A 16,660-nucleotide genomic window follows, 5' to 3' on the forward strand; every position below is an offset into this window, starting at 1 on the left:
CTTCTTAAACTACAGTTATAAAGAGTTCAAGTTCACTTCAATCAATGCCAAATCGTAAGGCGTATCCGAAAAATATAAACTATTACTACAGCTTTCCGATCCATTCGTTGTTACTGAACCTAACAAATATAAAATTCCATCATTAGTACACATTGCAGCCCCAGCCCCAAATATTGTTTCATTATTTTGCCCGAATATTAACCCATAACTTTTTAGAATATTAGTCTCAGCATCAAATTTCACTAATGTACACGTTGATTTAATTCCTTCAGATAGTTGAAAATCAAATTTCCCATTAGCAGGTACATAATAGTATTCTGATCCCCTCTTCACAAAGGTTAACGTTGGGTATATATCTTTTCCACTTAAATTTTCTAAATTTTCTATTTTCTCAGTGCTTTGCTGACTATGATCAAATAAAAACAAGGAAGAATCAGATGCATTAATACCATAAAAAACATTGTTAGATGAATCAAATTCGATACATCGCCACATTGTTCTACCCACTTTATTTGAGCCTTTCTTTTTTGAACTCACCCACTCCTCATTCTTACTGGAAATCTCATTAAAGTTTGTTGTTAAATAGTTTAATGAATGTTCATTGTGGGAATATTTAAAAATTTTAAAAGACTCACTACAACCGTATACATCACCATTTTGGTCTATTCCTAAATTTCTGCAGATGCTACTACCTGTAATATCTATTTTATTAAGGTAGCGAATTTGTCTTGTAACTAAATCATAGTCTATGAAATAATTCGAAGGAGATGTTAATATATAACAACGTCTTATACTTAAATCCACTTCCATTGTAACTATTCCCTCACCTTTAATTAGTACTCCATGATCATCAACATGACCACTTAATGGATTTAGCGCAATAATATGGCCACCTTCATAAAAAATATCTTGGGGATTGCAGTTTGGATAAGAAAAATGTGTCCCGAAAAAGAGAGTATTCTCTTCATCAGTAAATAATTTAGTATGAATTTTTCCATGAGTTAAGCTATTAATATTCCCCCCTTGATTCAGAAGTTCTGAAATATCACATAATTTATTCACATTTTTTGTAGTGATATCAAAACTAAAAACACCTGCACTATAGTTTTGATTATGTGTACACAACGAGAAGTATAGCTTATTGTCTATTGTTTTTGTTGAAAAGCCCATATATGCACTATCATATTCTTCAAATTCCCTTAGTCTATAAATCTCAGCATAAACACTCAACCCCACTCCGCCTCTCAGTTTTTTATATAAATAATGGTTATCTGTAAACGGGGTATAACTGCAGCGATCTATCTAAAACATTTTTAATAATCATTCGATTTTCACTGTCTTAATATTTTCATAAAGACCAAATGAATTTTATTAACAAAAAACATGAAAATAAAAAAGATCTATCTCAGTCGCGAACTTTAATATTTTTTCTTTAGGAGCTGATTCAGGATAGATTAGAAAAGAGAAGTCCCCCATAGTAAAGAGACAAGAACGACTAATGCAAATTATGAATTTAAGATTTAGAGAATACTACTGCTTTGTGATTAAGTAATATTTCTTGCGGGTTATTATAAAGACATTTTCTTAGGTATTGCTAAGAAAAACATAAGTCACTTAAAGATCTTTATCTTGCTGTTGCCCCTCCATCAACTGCTAATATAGTTCCTGTAATATATTTGTTAAGCGGATCGACAAGAAACAGAGCCGCTCTGGAAACTTCTTCTGCTGTTCCTAAATAAGGTGTTGATCTTCTATTGATCATTGCTTGTTTAGTTATCTTAGGATTATTACTAGTCATAATTAGTTTTTCAACCATTTCGGTTTCTATTGTCCCGGGACAAAGGCAATTTATCATAATGCCATTTTTAGAATAATCAACAGACATTGCCTTAGTCAGACCTATAATTGCAGATTTAGCTGCACAGTACGCTGCTCTTTTTTCTAATCCTTTTAATCCAGCTTCCGAAGCAATATTTAATATGTTCCCTCTACTTCTTCTAATCATGCTTGGTATCACAGCATTACAAACTAGAAATACAGACGTGACATTAGTTAGCCAAGAATTTTCCCAGTTTTCGTAACTTATTTCATCCACAGTTCCAGGAATTACTACTCCCGCACAATTGACTACTATATCAATGTCATCAAATTCTTTAGAAATGTTACTAAACATAACTGCAACAGCATTAGGATCTGTTAAATCCGTGTTAAAAAACGCCGCAGTTCCTCCTGCAGCTTCGATAGTTTCTACTACTTTCGCTCCCCGATAATTATCACGGCCAATTACAGCAACTTTTGCTCCTTCTTTTGAAAAAAGATAAGCTATTTCCTTACCAATCCCCGATGTAGCCCCTGTTACAATAGCGGTTAATCCCTTTAGCTTCAAAATTTCCCCTCCAAATTCCTCATTAAGTGAACTAAAAAAGTGCAAAGTGTATACTTTATGATGTCAGTTTTGCTAACAGATCATCTTCAATACGTTCCACTTCCTTACATATTTCCAATGGAGAAATAATTGACTTCTGATTTATGAATCCTGCAGTTACAGCATAAGTTCTATAGACTGCAAGCCGAATTGAAGAGCACTTTATCATTAAAGGTATAAAACTCAATTCAGTCTTACTAAAATCGCTTCGAGTACTTAAGTAAGCTTCAATAAATCTTTCAATACCAATAATATTTAAACATTCTGTATTAGCGAATAGTTGACTAGACATTCCAAGTTCTAAAGAAAGTGGGGCAATACCGCATTTGCTTATATCAATAAAAGTCAGCTTATTATTATGAATTATGGTATTTGAGGGCTTTAACTCCCCATGTATATATCCAAACTTCAAATTTTGATCTACACGTCTCTTCGTCCACTCATTAATACATATACTAATCATTTCATTCAGATCTTTAAAAAAACATTCCACATTAATTATTTTTATATTTTTATTCAAGTATAAATATTTTTGAATGTTTTCCTTTTTTTTAGGAAGTGCCTCTATTTTCCTCATAGTATTCAGTATATCCATCAAATCTTTAGGAAAAGGATATTTAATACTTGGTAAATACTTTGATGAAACATTATGTAACTCGCCTACAGCTTTTCCAAATTTAATTATACTTGAATGATCAAAGTTTCCACTTATCTCCGAAGGAACTGGATGTATCGGCTCAATATAAGGCCATATTGAGATTAATTTATTATGTTCAAAACCTTCGCTCTGCTTAAAATGTCCATACCATTCGCCATTTTTCCATCTAACTGGACGTAAAATATTTAGGTAGTTAAATTGATCATTAAAACAAGATAAATAATGTGCAAACTCTATAGCATATCTTAGATCATAATTAGTGCTATGTGGACTACTTCGACCATCTTCATGAATTTTCACAAAGTACTTATCCTTAGTATCCCTAAGGTAAAAACATGAATCTGTTTTACCATCGAGAACATGTTCTAATGAATCCGGAATAAAATTCTTCCCGCTTTTTTTACTAATATTATTTATATCTTCAATACTTAGATCTGTAAAAACAGACATATAAGTTTCCTCCTATGCTTTTTTACTAAAATGTACTTTCCGTCCAAAAAAGTTTGAAACTATCAATAGATTTAGACGGAGCTGAAGGATCATAAGCTTGTATATATTGTCCAGCTAAAATGACACTAATAAATTTATCTACAAATGGGCTAAGATCAAGTTCATTAATTATGGTGTCTAGATTATTAAGAGTTAAATCTTTCCTCTCGAAGAGGCTTTTTTCTATTTTATAGTCTTTAAAAAACTCTTCATGATTTAAACAGTAACGCTGAATGCGACTATTAAAAATACCATTTTGTTTAGAAGCTATACTTTCTAAATATTCAAATTTATCCATCAGCTGGTTGTGACATGTACTTTTATTATTGATATGACCTTGTATTGTTACAAAGAATTTCAAACTTTCGGTTGATGAAAAAAGAACACACATTTCTCGTAGTAAGTCACCTGGCTCGTCAGAAACATGAAGTAATGAAAGAAATCTATTCGGGCTTTCTAGCATTGAACGAATATCTATACTACTTCTTTTTTCTGTTTTTGCAGAGCCCTTTTTTATACTTAGATTTACTGAGGCAGGCCAATCAATTGAGCTATTTTTATTTCTAAACACTATAGCTACTGAAGTAAAAAGACTAAATAGTCGTTCGAGAATCAGTATACGATCTATAGTAGCTTGACTAAATGATAATCTCCAAAATTCTCTTAAAATCACACGATCAATAGTAACTAATTGAAAAGAAAGTGGTTCGTACCCCATAGATTCGATTAATTTAACAGCATTTTTAGCTTTACCAAGTAAAAATGCATCAGGTCTTATTATAACTAATGCAAGTTGAGATAATATTTTTTCAGCATCATTTCTAAAATAACTATGAAATTGATATTTTCCCTCACGAAAAAAGGGATCACGTAATAATAATTCCTCTTTACCCGGCACACGGGTAATATTGTTGATTAGCATAAAGTAAACACGCCTTTTAATTAAAGTTTAATACTTTTTTAGAGAAATACTCATCTAGAAATCCATTACAATATTGAATAATTGTCGTTTTAATAAGTTCGGGAGTTTCATTCCTTTGTTCCCAGTATGAATGGGACCTAAAAAAATCCCCAATTTTGATTATTTGTTTATTTTGTGAATAGTTGTTTTTTGAAAGATCTATTAATTTTCCATTCAGAGATTTAACATCAAAACTGCTTTCAAGATAATTGTATAAATCATAAAACTTATTGGGATCTAAAAATTCAACGTTATGACACCGAGGAATTCCTTTAATTTCATTTTTCCAATACTCCCAGCGAAGAGAGTATTTTTTCAAACAAGCCGATAAAACCTCGTCATATACTGAATATATTTCATCTTTTTCTAATACATCCCACACAAAAGTCCCTTTAGCAATTTCATATATATAATTCTCAAGTTTATCAGTTGAATCAAATTCTTCATTAAATGAATCAATAGCTGTATAAGCAATATTTTTAGCCGGATTGCCTAAACATGACATAGTATAATCAAAAGAAGCCAAGATATTTACATGCTTCTTCTCAAGCCCAAATGCAAAATTTCTAGGATTTATATCATTATGTATTATCACGCTTCTAACTTTCCTTTGTTTTCTTTCTAATTTCCCTTTAGATATTTCAATCATTTTTAATGGTTGAAAATCTCTTAGCTGGTCAATTAGCGTCTTTGGAACATGTTCAAAACAACTTAAATTTTGTGCAGCCTGTTCTAATTTCTTAACGGCATCAATGTAGGTCATATTGAAATTCAAACCAAATATATCCATAATTTTACAAATGCTGTTTTTTAATGACCAATGATCAATATAATCATTTTTGTTAAAACAACTCATGTTTAAATTTGAAGTTAATAAAGTAATTTGTGAAGCATGAAAACCAAGAAGAAATGCCATTTCATTCTTGTCTAGACAGTCAACCGATTCATTGATTTTAATTTTATTCATAATGTGATATTCACCTAATTTAAAATCTTTAGCGTACAATAGTCCGTTTCGCGAAATGACATTTGTTGGTGCTGGTATACCGTGGAGATTCGCCTCATTCATCAAATAGGCAGAAAACTTAACATTACCTTGTGGTTTATTTGAAACCCCCCCTCTCTTTGGTATTTTTAAAATGTATGTATCGTTAATACAATATATATCGCCTAAATAACCATTAGTAATTGATTTATTGATTTTCCTCACCTTTAAGTCATAGTCTTTTTCTACCATTTCAACTATGTATTCGATGTTTTTCGACATCTATAAACAACCTTCTTTTCAAGGATAGTGATATATTGTAAAGTTATGCAAAATCTTATATACATAATACTACTACGCTTTAAATTGTCAAAGTATTTTTTTAACAAGCCTTTTATCAACATTGGTCCTTTTCTTTTTGATTGCCTTATACCAGAAAAAACCTGTATCTCTAGCAACACATGATATTTATCAACCGAAAAAATAAGTGTATTAAACCAATTGGTGCAATTCTTAGGATCTTCCCCGACTCGTTACCTTCACCTTACTCTTCACATATATATTTGAGCATTTTGCATAATTCATTTTCCCCAACTAAGAAACCAGGTTAGACTGCATGTTAAATTGATGTTTTGAGAGAGCAAGAGTTAATAGACAGACAGGCAGGCAGAATTTACAGTAAGGTCAAAATTTAAGCGGCGGATGCGACCCGTTGTCTCGATATAGCCAGCCTAGAGGCAAACAGCACATTGGCATACAAATATTGGTGAGTCGTGATTTTTTGAATGCCTCAAACATGCAATTGGTCTGCTGTTAAATAGGTCTTCACTGGAAATTACAGCAGTCTACGCTGGTTCGCTTGTTGTAGAGTTCCTTCCAGCCCGACTTTCTCGGTGCGGCATCGCATAACGGCGAAAGTCGGGCTGAGTGTCGACCTTGACCACCATCCCATACTTGGAAGTGGAACAAGTCGCCATACCCAAAGGGCACTCGACTGTTCCCTTGGCGTGCGGACAGCGGAATTTCAACCGTTCCTTTTCCTGCCCCCAATACGTCATCAGAAATCCCATCGAACAACATGGTGCTCCTTTGGTTGTCATGCCTGCAGGCGGCTCTTTTTCATTCCGCAGATTCATTGGAATAATCACCTGGGTTTTAACCTTCCGGCCAGCCTCGTAGTTTTTCACTTGATCATAACCCGCATCCAACAAGAAAAATCTGGTCTTGAATCGCTCGACCATTTGCTTCATGAGTAGGGGCCCTTTGTCCCCATCGTTCACATGTGCGGGTGTGACATTTAGGGCAATCGGAAGTTCACTCTTGGTATCGACGGCCAGATGCAGCTTGTAACCGAACCATTTGACTTTGTTGCCAAAGGTGTCGAGCTTCACGCCCCAGTTGGCGTTGCCCGTAAACTCGCTTTTACGTTTCGGCTCTTTTTTCTCATAGGCGTGGAGGCGGTGCTGTCAATGGCGACTTGGGTTCCGTCCATGAGTCCAGCTTCCTGAAACTCAGTGACAAGATCTTCAAACAAACGCTGCGCAATTCCTTTTCGGGTCAAATCGGCAAATACACGGCTTATGGTAGAAGTGGCAGGCGTTAATCGATACAGCCTGAGCCCACACTGGTAACAGAAACGAAGGTCAAATTCGAGTCTGCGTTGCAAGCTGGTAAACGTATCGATATTCTCCAAAGGCTCAGCGAGCAAGCGCGAAGAACGGCCTGGCAGCAGTGACCATCTGCTCCACGGGGTGAAGGATTTCTCAGTTTTCTCGCGTAAGGACGTAGGTCAAGTGCACTGAAAAAGAGTTTATGCTAAATGCTTATTTAGATAATTCCCACTTAAAATTCATAAAAAAGTGCACTATACAAAAGCCAAGGAATTCGTTCCAAAGTTTATTGTAAGGTGCACTTGTTCTACTTTAATGAGTATTCAATTTTCTTATTGCAATATTTTCATACTTAAAATATTATCTAAATTTATTTTTAGATTTTGAGCTTAGTAGGAATCTATATTGTTTTCAGCATTCTCAATTAAATGATTAATAAAATTCAAGAGATCTTCAACATGCATTATGAGGTTTTTATTCGTCATAGTGTTGAGATCTTTAAATAAGTAACTCCTATAATCATTAAAAATATTCATTGAAACATTATCTGTTTCAGCCAACGCTCTCATGTGTATGTAAGCCCATTTTTCTTTATTTATTGATTTTTTCTTCGAAAAAATATAAGCTATCGATGCTTTTACTAGTGTACTTCTAGCAATTAGAATAGAAGTTTCGACTTCATTATTTTCCAAGTTACCAATTATGTCGGAATAATCATTATCAATAAATCCAATATATACACGAGCCATTAATTTATAATAATTGTCTCGATTGAGCTTTTCAGATAGCCTATTAAATTCTTTTTCGTTGGAGAGTGGCTTACCTATGAGAAATCTATGTAAAAAAGATGATAACTGATGTATAGTATATCCTGGAATTTTAAGTTGATTAATTGTTCTTTTGTTCAGATCGTTAAAATCAATATTATTAATCTGTTCAATAATTTCCTCTAGCACTTCCCATGGCCAATATTCAATGTCACATGGAATATTCTCGATTTTTTTAAAAGTCACCTTCACGCCTGCATTATCATATACTATTTGATAATTTTTTCTAATCTTAAATTCTTTAGAGACTACGAATATATCAAGATCAGATTTCAGATTACCTATCCCCTCAATTATTGAGCCACTTACAAAAATCAAATCTCCTTCTTCATATGTTACATTTTCTAAGATCAGATTTTTTTCAATTGTTCTATTAAGTGGAATTAGCTTCAACATTTCTCCCCCTCCTATTTCTGTTTCATTTGCTTGTAGTTAATATTTATACAATTATTCTACAACTTTTTTCACGTATTACAATTTATATACTTTTTTTCTTTGTTTGTAAATATTTTGCCCAAATCATTTTAAATCAATTTATAACAAAAAAATTCAAGCGAGGTTTAACTGAAACTAATTACTTAAAATATGAATATATTACTCCAATGAAATACCAAATAGATTGCAATTATACACTATTATCATCTGATCCATACATATATAGGTTTTTTTCTACAATTCCAATAATTTTATGATTTTTATAAAAAAATTAACCAAATTCGACATTTTAGTTTGTTTTTCTTCTTTTTATTACAATGATTTTTTTTCCTATGTACTTTATAATTAACAATTAGAAAATTTAGGAAGGAGTGATAATTATGAAGAAATATGAAGAACCTAAAGCAGTTGAAATTCAAATTCCCGCTGCACTGATGCATGAATGTTAATTTAAAGTGCAAGGATGGAGAGTGACATTAATGTTACTCTCCCTTCATTAAGGAGGACAGTATTGCATACTGATAAACGTTATATGGATTTGAAAGAGAATGTTCAGTGGTTCAGCATCTTTTTACTATTATTATTATCATTAATGCATTCGAGTTATATTTTCCTATGCTTATTATGGACTATTGAAATTATCGTTATTGGAAACGTAAAAAGAATTCATTCCCAAAAATTCAAAAAAACAACTTTGTTAATCAGACGGTGTTTATATATAATCCCTCTACTATTTCCTTTGATTATTAAGAATGAGCCCCCTTTAAAATCTTTTTTTTTAATAGAATGGACCATTTTCGCCATAATATTAGGCTTACTATGTTTATTACCAAAGTATAAAGAATGGAGAATACTTCTTTCAAATGAATATATTCAAATGTCCAAGGCAAAGAGCAATTCACATTTGATCTCAATAATAACTTTGCTTGTTTGCGCTCCTATTGCTGAAGAGTATTTTTTTAGATTTTTCATTATTTCGATTAATGACTTTACTATCATCAACTATATTATAAGTTGCTTTTTGTTTTTTTTATCTCATTATGGGGTTAAATGGTCGCAGAAATTCAATAAATATGATTTCTTATTACAAATAATCTTTAGTGTATTATCTGGGTTATTATATATTCTCTCAAACTCTATAGTTCCATCAATTATTTTCCATTTGATCTATAACACTCCACGGATAATTTATAATTTAAAATTAATCAGATATTCATATAAGAACGTACTAAGGAGAGAAGCTACATAAATGGAAAACGTCATAGAAGTTAATAACCTTGAAAGAGATTATATTTATAAAAATGGTGTCTTTAAGAAAATACAAAGAGTAACAAGAGCCATTGATGATATTACATTCAATGTAAAAAGAGGAGAAATCTTTGGTTTATTAGGTCCTAATGGCGCTGGCAAAACAACTACTATAAAAATATTGACAACTTTACTTAATCCAACAAAAGGTAATGTTAAAGTTTTAGGTTATGAACCTCACAAAGAAGAAAAAAAAATACGGCCATTTATTAATTTCATTTATGGTGGTGAAAGAAATCTATACTGGAGACTTAGTGCGAAAGATAACTTAATGTACTTCTCTGATTTATATAAAGTTAATAAGAATGTTAAAGAATCTAGAATAAAAGAACTATTACATCTTGTTGGTCTTGAGAATCGTGCTGATGAACGCGTAGAGAATTTTTCAAAAGGTATGAAACAACGATTACAGATAGCTAAAGGATTGGTCAATGATCCAGAAATACTTTTTTTAGATGAGCCAACTATTGGATTGGATCCAGTAGGCGCTAAAGAACTTAGAGAAATAATAACAGTATTAAAAAACCAAGGAAAAACCATTCTTCTTACTACACATTATATGTTTGAAGCTGAGCAACTCTGCGATAAGGTGGCATTTATGAAAAAAGGCAAAATAGTCGCTCTTGATACAACTGAAAATATAAAAAAACAAATCGATGAAGTTACCACAATCGAATTTAAAGTTTGTAAAGACATAAACTTAAATCTTAAAAAATTAATGAAAGATGAATTAGTAGTTGATTACAGCATTGAAAAATCAGAAGCATATTCCATATTAGCTGTAAGATCAATGAATCCGTTTGAAACGATAAAAAGATTTCTCGAACAAATGCCAGAAAAGAGTATTAAGGGACTTGAAATCAAAGAACACAGTTTAGAAGATGTTTATATTAAATATTGTGGAGAATAAAATGATATATACAATCAATGCAGTTATATCAAGTTCATTTTACCAATTGAAACAAAGTTTCTCTAGACCAACTTTCCGGTTTGTTATCATACTCCAACCCTTACTCTATGGTTATTTGTTATTTTTAATGTACAGTCACTCAAATCCTACAAATTTAGGTGAAAAAATAATAATTGGGACTGGATTGATGAACTTATGGAGTTCAATCCTATATTCTTCTGCAAGCGATCTTGAAAGAGAAAGATCCATGGGTACACTTGAAGCGATCTACTCCGCTCCAGTTGATTTCAAAATAATTCTTTTAGGTAAAATAATTGGAAATATCACTTTAGGTATTATTTCAACTTTAATTAGCTTTGTATTTATTACTTTAGTATTAAATTTGCATATACAAATAACTAACCCCTTTTTATTTTCAGTTTCTTATATTGCTACTATAATCACCTTTATAATTATTTCACTGATATGCTCACTCATTTTCACACTATCTAGAAATTCTAGACTTCTAATGAATTGTTTAGAATATCCTTTTTTTATTCTATGTGGATTTGTTTTCCCAATAACATTACTTCCTAAGCAGGTACAGTATTTATCATATTTATTAACACCAACATGGTCTACGCTTATGCTAAAAAAAAGCATGACAGGAATAAATCATACATATTTCGCAAAATATTTATTTATTTTTGGTTTTGAAAATATCATTTATTTATTGATAATTTTTCACTTATTCAAAAAATTTGATAGCGCCATAAGAAGCAAAGGGAGGCTTGGTTTATATTAATGAAAAATAACCTCAAAACTTTTTTATCATTGTCCTTAATGTCTTATAAAAGTTTGTATGCTTTTTTAGATATAAAATCATTTTTACTTATAAAAGTATTGAATCCATTCTTCCAGTTACTTTTTTTTATATTATTAATTAAATATTCTTATAGTCCAGTTGATGTTAAAAATCATATCATGAATAATTCTTTACTATTAGGTGCCTATAACGCTTTTTTTGGTGTAGGGTTCGTAATGCTTCAAGAGAGGCGCTCTGGAACGCTATCGTTAATAGTAGCTTCAACTATTAATAAATTTCATTTTTTTATAGGACGAGCATTTTTTCATATTATTGACGGAATTTTTTCAGTTTTTTTGGGTCTATTGTTAAGCTGTGTTTTTTTCAATGTTGGCTTATCTATTGAAAATATCATATGGTTCTTTATTATTACGATCTGTAGTATGTTTTCATTGATGGGTTTTGGCTTAATGATTGGATCATTGGGATTTTATGCAAGAGATCTCAATCTTTTGATGAACTTATGTTTATTTTTATTATGGATACTGAGTGGTGCTTTAGTACCATCGACAAATTTACCTATAGTCTTAGCAGAAACATCAAAGTTTTTACCATTATCCAACAGTATAGAGGCATTAAATCTTTTGTCCGGAATGGCAAGCTATTTAATAATTTATCCTGAACTATTATACGAAATATTAAAAGGCATACTATATTTTTTAATTGGTTACTTCTCTCTCATTTATTTCGAGAAAAAGTCAAGAAATGATGCGAGCTTAGATTCTTACTAACAAGATTATTATTAATCTCTATATTGATACAAAATCCAATAAAATGCATTCGTTCGGAATCAGTATGTTTTAGCATAAGCACGTTGTGAATAACATCGTTTTTGGGCTATATTATTAGTTTAGAAAGAGTATCATCTGCTATTCAGATTTTTAAGTTAGTATATTAACGAGTTAATAATCCCAACTAATATGCTCTTTTATTTCATCAGATATAATAACTTTCATAAAGACATGATTTATTACAAGTCCGAAATAACCAATAGGCGAGGAGTCTTTAATATGGACAAAATATATAAACATTCTATAAATTTTCGATTGAGAAATATTGCAGGAAATAAAATTTTATTAGGAAATGAGAAGGCCTATACGCTTAATGATACAGCTGTTATTATTTGGAATAACATAAATGGAAGAAAAAATTCATCTATGATTAAAGAAATTTTAGTAAAGGAATTCAATTGTGAAGAATCTATAGCGGAAAAAGATTTGAATAATTTCTTGAATTTCTTGATTTCAATTAATGCTATATTTGAATCGCAAGTTGAATAACTATTTTATCCAGTCAACTTAGATATTTCAATAGAAGTTAGTAGTCATTGATTTAATGCTCTTTCAAACACCGTCCAACCTCGAAAGTCCGTCGAAAACACCAAGCAGCACTTCCTGCACTCGACGGGCGTAGAGGCTTTAAGTACCTCCTGCCATCTGTTCGAACTTCTTAGCCTCCGGCTTAGAACCACAGAATACTGACGTTTGCCCTCTTCATCGATGCCTATGGCAAAATATATGACATCACTAACGACCATGCCGCGGTTGAACTTCAGGTACAGTCAGTCCAGGTAAACGACCCCGTAGCGTTAGCGAGTGGACGGACTATAAGTCTGAATGTCTTAGAGTACCGTGGGGTATGTTGCTAACGTTCGCTGCGGAATAATGTATACCGAGCATGCTTTCAATGAACGAAAGACGTCCCTTGTGCCTACTTTTATACATCTGGATCACCGCACTTCTAGGCAGCCGTTCCGGCGCTGGTACGGTTAAACATCGGGGACGAGAGTGTTCTCTTCGGTCCCGAGTTACCTTCAGGTCCTCCAGATAGCCAACCGCACTTGGTGTGTAAACTGCACGTATAATATCTATTGCGATTGTTGCGCTCATCGCCTTGTTCATTTTCAAAACTGTAACTATCCTGTAACTCGATAATTCAAGTCAAAGAATAACTACTAATCCCCCTTCTGACAACCTTGAATTTATTTTGCTCACGTAGAATAATGTCTTTACGTTTGTTCTTATTTCACCAACGAAGATACGCCTGAATCGCCAATCCTAAATAGGAGTGTTTGGCAAAATCACTACCTTCGAGGACAAACTTTTGAAGGGGCGAGAATGGCATTCAGTGCGGTTGAGTCACGATGCATACGTTGGGGCATAAAACAATTCTACATTGTTCGTTGCCGCCCATTCTTTCACCTAGTGGTGTACGTGTGGAGAAAATTTATCCAGAATCATAGAGGCGCTCCGATCGATGAAACCGGCGCCTTAATACCTGAAAAAAACGAAGAATATCCTGATGCTTCTTCATTTTTGAAGCATGGCCGTATAGATAGTCTCTTTTCAAATCTAAGGCGACAAGCAATGCCTTACGCCATGCGAACGATTGTAAGTCTCCCGAAGCCGAAGCGGTCTACATTTTTGAAACCATCCTTTGTCTGGTGAATGTCATCATAGGTACGTTTGAGCAACACATACACCAGCAAAGTGGTGGTATACAACTGTGTAAACACCGCATTGGGTGTTATCCCGAACAAGGCCGGAACATTTAAATGCTGTTTAATCCACTGGAAAAGACTTAGATCTGCCAGCGCAACTTGTAGATTTCAGCGATTTTTTCCGAGGAAACCCGTTATAAACTCGTTGCCAGGATCACAGGATTCCCAGCAAAATCGCGAAACGTTACCACCCGGTGCCGCAGAGTAGAACGATTGACTCCAGTTTCAAGCTGACAGATAACGTCTTTCTCAATAAGCGAATCCGCGGGTCTGTGACGACGAGAATGTCGTAGTTTGTAAAGTACCACTTCATCTTTTAGACGGACGACAAAATGCCGTTTTTGCTATACGTACTCATCGAACCGCTTGCACTTGGCGTATGCCCGGTCCGCTACATTAATGATTGCTGCGTCAAAAAGTTCTTCACTGCTGCGGAAATCGTGGTGATTCCCAGTGGATTGAATCACACGATGTGGCTGGCCAACCGATGGATGAAAGGCTACATTAAGTTTGACTCCAGCCCGCGTTCCTTTTAAAGGTGCCCAAGGCAACTGGCCAATCCCGACAATAATCTTGGTTGAATCAACAACCAGCAGTTCTTTGGAAAACTTCAGCTTTCTTCTCGTCTTACGATTACACTTTTGGATCAAGAAATGAAAAAAGCTGCTTGTAGATCTCAAGGGGAACCTCTCTCGCTTTTTTGAATAGCCAAGAATAGTTCTTTGCTTTCAATCCGCATTGCGTAGTTCGTGGTGCTCCGCCCCGATAACTTTTTCACGCTCCAAAAGAGGCTTGAGAAAAAAACAATAACAACTGGTACACTATGACTTTTTGAGCGGTGTCTACATGGTTGGCATTTAGAATGAATGGTTTAACCTCTTGTTCCGGTATTATTCTTTGAAACAGTTTCAAAAACATGGTAGACTTCTCCATGAGGTCACCTTCTGAATCGAGTGTAGTCGTGTACAATCGGTTAACCAGTAGGTGGCCTTTTGCATCCATTTTTTTGTATAATCAACAGGCCCCCGCCCAGTAGTGCGGACAGGAGCTGGTAAGACGCTATAAGCGGACCCTTTATGGCATGCGACAATCAGCAGGAAATATGATACGGTTCACCGCGCTGTCTGTAACGGCAAGTTTTCAGCAAATTCTACTCATCCTTCAACCGTCGTTGATACAAAACAACAGACACAATCGTTAATACAACCGTCCATACCAAAATAATGAGGAGGGGTTTTAATATATCTCCCGTCGTAAAGCCTGTATTGCTTATCCCTAGCAAATGCACAAGCTGACTGCTTGGCATGTAATCCAGCACTTGGAAGACCGGATAATCCTTCTCTAGTACTGCTCCCCACGGTGCACCCATAAATATGAACGCCACAGGGAGTATAGATAATGAGGCTTCAAGCAGCGTCTTGGAGAATAAACCGCAGATGGTCCCGGCTGCTGTGTACAGAATAATCGAAAGAAAGATCACTGCCACAAACGCCCATATATTAGCTGGCTCATAGCCAAATAATAATGTAGAAATAGCGAGAACAACAGCAGACATTACAAAGACTAAAGAGCTTTTACCGATTAGAACATCCATGGTCGTAGCCGGAGTCATCATTAATGACCGTAAAGTGTTACGCTCCTTTTCTTCCGCAATCAAGCAGGCTTGTGCGAAGCATGTCAGCAATACAAACGAACTATTAAAAAGAAAACCGCTGGCTCCAGGCAAAGACGCACCTGCCCTCCTGAAAAGCAGAGCGATGATCACAGGAAAAATCAGCATAATGGACAGCGCATAGTTACGTGAAAACTCCTTGTAATCCTTTACAAATATCGCCCGCGCACGTTTCAATGAGATACTCATAGTAGCTCACTTCCTGTCATTTTAATAAAAATATCACCCAGACTGGGCTCTTTCGTTTCTAACCGGTCAATTAGCCCCCGTCTCATCCAATCCGCGATTTGATCACCCGTTCCCTCACCGATCGGGAGCTCGTAAGTTTCCCCATTAATTAATTCAACACAAATTACGTTTTCCCGGTGCTGCCGTTTAAGTTCCTTCGGTGAGCCGATGGCTTGAATTTGTCCCTGATACAGAATCGCTACACGATTGCATATCAATTCTGCTTCAGCCATATCATGCGTAGTCAGAAAAATCGTTGTCCCCTTCTCATTTAAGTAGCGCAAGCCTTTATAAATATGTGCGGTGTTGACCGGGTCCAAAGCCGAAGTAGGCTCATCTAAGAATAACAATTCTGGCTCATGGATAATCGCGCAGGCCAGCATAACACGCTGACGCATTCCCTTCGATAAGAGATTGGCTTTCTTTTTGCGCTCTCCGCTTAAGTTCACAAACTGCAGTACCTTATCGACCGCAGACTTGGGAAGATCATACAACTTACGATACAGCTCCAGATTCTCCTCAACCGATAATCGCTCATAAAGACCACTGTTATCCGTCAAAATGCCAAAGCGCATCTTCTGTGCAGACTGCTGCATCATCTCCGCTGGCTGGTTAAATACACTTGCCTGTCCACTTGTCGGATTTAACTGCGCCGTTAAAATCTTGATTAATGTTGTTTTGCCTGAACCACTCGGACCGAGGAAACCAAAAATTTCCCCTTTCGGAATTGAAAAAGACACATCTGCCAACGCATCCTTGTTTCCAAATCTCTTACGGATACGTTCTACTTGGATAACATCCATTAACA

General features: G+C 34.5%; 15 protein-coding genes and 1 pseudogene. 6 read left to right on the top strand and 10 right to left on the bottom strand.

From position 1 onward, the window contains the following. Positions 1 to 15: 15 nt before the first annotated feature. From MHI45_RS08850 to MHI45_RS08885, 7 genes and pseudogenes are all read right to left on the bottom strand, one after another. Positions 16 to 1,230, bottom strand: a complete 1,215-nt coding sequence (locus tag MHI45_RS08850; protein WP_076114442.1) for a hypothetical protein — start codon at positions 1,228 to 1,230, stop codon at positions 16 to 18. A gap of 394 nt (positions 1,231 to 1,624) precedes the next feature. Beyond that, positions 1,625 to 2,386, bottom strand: a complete 762-nt coding sequence (locus MHI45_RS08855; RefSeq protein WP_076114443.1) for an SDR family NAD(P)-dependent oxidoreductase — start codon at positions 2,384 to 2,386, stop codon at positions 1,625 to 1,627. Between the two features lie 55 nt (positions 2,387 to 2,441). Beyond that, complete coding sequence (locus MHI45_RS08860) at positions 2,442 to 3,533, bottom strand: phosphotransferase (RefSeq protein WP_076114444.1); 1,092 nt, start codon at positions 3,531 to 3,533, stop codon at positions 2,442 to 2,444. A gap of 25 nt (positions 3,534 to 3,558) precedes the next feature. Further along, positions 3,559 to 4,494 carry a hypothetical protein gene (locus MHI45_RS08865; RefSeq protein ID WP_076114445.1) on the bottom strand — a complete coding sequence of 312 codons (936 nt, stop codon included), beginning with the start codon at positions 4,492 to 4,494 and terminating at the stop codon, positions 3,559 to 3,561. A 16-nt stretch (positions 4,495 to 4,510) separates the two neighbouring features. Next, positions 4,511 to 5,800 carry a hypothetical protein gene (locus tag MHI45_RS08870; protein ID WP_341118974.1) on the bottom strand — a complete coding sequence of 430 codons (1,290 nt, stop codon included), beginning with the start codon at positions 5,798 to 5,800 and terminating at the stop codon, positions 4,511 to 4,513. 409 nt (positions 5,801 to 6,209) lie between these two features. Continuing rightward, positions 6,210 to 7,327, bottom strand: a pseudogene (locus tag MHI45_RS35125) (transposase); the annotation flags it as partial. A 190-nt stretch (positions 7,328 to 7,517) separates the two neighbouring features. Further along, complete coding sequence (locus MHI45_RS08885) at positions 7,518 to 8,351, bottom strand: hypothetical protein (protein ID WP_340897118.1); 834 nt, start codon at positions 8,349 to 8,351, stop codon at positions 7,518 to 7,520. A 916-nt stretch (positions 8,352 to 9,267) separates the two neighbouring features. On the opposite strand from MHI45_RS08885, the gene MHI45_RS08890 reads away from it, so the two are divergent. From MHI45_RS08890 to MHI45_RS08910, 5 genes are all read left to right on the top strand, one after another. After that, the gene (locus tag MHI45_RS08890; RefSeq protein WP_341119149.1) at positions 9,268 to 9,639 is read left to right on the top strand and encodes a CPBP family intramembrane glutamic endopeptidase; all 372 of its coding nucleotides are present in this window, start codon (positions 9,268 to 9,270) and stop codon (positions 9,637 to 9,639) included. Further along, entirely contained in the window at positions 9,640 to 10,608 is a 969-nt protein-coding gene (locus tag MHI45_RS08895; RefSeq protein ID WP_076114655.1) for an ABC transporter ATP-binding protein, read from the top strand. Position 10,609: 1 nt separating this feature from the next. Further along, positions 10,610 to 11,392, top strand: coding sequence for an ABC transporter permease (locus MHI45_RS08900; protein ID WP_341118976.1), 783 nt, complete (start codon positions 10,610 to 10,612; stop codon positions 11,390 to 11,392). Next, complete coding sequence (locus MHI45_RS08905) at positions 11,392 to 12,183, top strand: ABC transporter permease (RefSeq protein WP_076114616.1); 792 nt, start codon at positions 11,392 to 11,394, stop codon at positions 12,181 to 12,183. The genes MHI45_RS08900 and MHI45_RS08905 overlap by 1 nt, the downstream gene beginning before the upstream one ends. A gap of 279 nt (positions 12,184 to 12,462) precedes the next feature. Next, positions 12,463 to 12,732, top strand: coding sequence for a PqqD family protein (locus MHI45_RS08910; protein ID WP_076114615.1), 270 nt, complete (start codon positions 12,463 to 12,465; stop codon positions 12,730 to 12,732). Between the two features lie 1,091 nt (positions 12,733 to 13,823). On the opposite strand, the gene MHI45_RS08915 is transcribed toward MHI45_RS08910, so the two are convergent. After that, positions 13,824 to 13,967 carry a hypothetical protein gene (locus MHI45_RS08915; RefSeq protein ID WP_179091895.1) on the bottom strand — a complete coding sequence of 48 codons (144 nt, stop codon included), beginning with the start codon at positions 13,965 to 13,967 and terminating at the stop codon, positions 13,824 to 13,826. Between the two features lie 317 nt (positions 13,968 to 14,284). Here MHI45_RS08915 and MHI45_RS08920 point away from each other — a divergent pair, with 317 nt between their 5' ends. Continuing rightward, on the top strand, positions 14,285 to 14,488 hold the full coding sequence (locus MHI45_RS08920; protein WP_144024520.1) for a hypothetical protein: 204 nt from the start codon (positions 14,285 to 14,287) through the stop codon (positions 14,486 to 14,488). Between the two features lie 614 nt (positions 14,489 to 15,102). Here MHI45_RS08920 and MHI45_RS08925 read toward each other — a convergent pair. Continuing rightward, positions 15,103 to 15,813: an ABC transporter permease gene (locus MHI45_RS08925; protein ID WP_076114612.1), complete on the bottom strand. Its 711-nt coding sequence runs from the start codon at positions 15,811 to 15,813 to the stop codon at positions 15,103 to 15,105. Beyond that, positions 15,810 to 16,655: an ABC transporter ATP-binding protein gene (locus tag MHI45_RS08930; protein ID WP_076114611.1), complete on the bottom strand. Its 846-nt coding sequence runs from the start codon at positions 16,653 to 16,655 to the stop codon at positions 15,810 to 15,812. Before MHI45_RS08930 ends, MHI45_RS08925 begins: the two co-directional genes overlap by 4 nt. Positions 16,656 to 16,660: the final 5 nt, after the last annotated feature.

The organism is Paenibacillus sp. FSL H3-0321 (assembly GCF_038002865.1).
In the GTDB taxonomy this organism is placed as follows: domain Bacteria; phylum Bacillota; class Bacilli; order Paenibacillales; family Paenibacillaceae; genus Paenibacillus_AQ.

Bases quoted from the DNA above. Each gene is read 5' to 3' on its own strand.
- MHI45_RS08860 (WP_076114444.1), bottom strand. From the start codon at position 3,533: ATGTCTGTTTTTACAGATCTAAGTATTGAAGATATAAATAATATTAGT.
- MHI45_RS08865 (WP_076114445.1), bottom strand. From the start codon at position 4,494: ATGCTAATCAACAATATTACCCGTGTGCCGGGTAAAGAGGAATTATTA.
- MHI45_RS08870 (WP_341118974.1), bottom strand. From the start codon at position 5,800: ATGTCGAAAAACATCGAATACATAGTTGAAATGGTAGAAAAAGACTAT.
- MHI45_RS08885 (WP_340897118.1), bottom strand. From the start codon at position 8,351: ATGTTGAAGCTAATTCCACTTAATAGAACAATTGAAAAAAATCTGATC.
- MHI45_RS08890 (WP_341119149.1), top strand. From the start codon at position 9,268: ATGTCCAAGGCAAAGAGCAATTCACATTTGATCTCAATAATAACTTTG.
- MHI45_RS08895 (WP_076114655.1), top strand. From the start codon at position 9,640: ATGGAAAACGTCATAGAAGTTAATAACCTTGAAAGAGATTATATTTAT.
- MHI45_RS08900 (WP_341118976.1), top strand. From the start codon at position 10,610: ATGATATATACAATCAATGCAGTTATATCAAGTTCATTTTACCAATTG.
- MHI45_RS08905 (WP_076114616.1), top strand. From the start codon at position 11,392: ATGAAAAATAACCTCAAAACTTTTTTATCATTGTCCTTAATGTCTTAT.
- MHI45_RS08910 (WP_076114615.1), top strand. From the start codon at position 12,463: ATGGACAAAATATATAAACATTCTATAAATTTTCGATTGAGAAATATT.
- MHI45_RS08920 (WP_144024520.1), top strand. From the start codon at position 14,285: ATGCCGTTTTTGCTATACGTACTCATCGAACCGCTTGCACTTGGCGTA.
- MHI45_RS08925 (WP_076114612.1), bottom strand. From the start codon at position 15,813: ATGAGTATCTCATTGAAACGTGCGCGGGCGATATTTGTAAAGGATTAC.
- MHI45_RS08930 (WP_076114611.1), bottom strand. From the start codon at position 16,655: ATGGATGTTATCCAAGTAGAACGTATCCGTAAGAGATTTGGAAACAAG.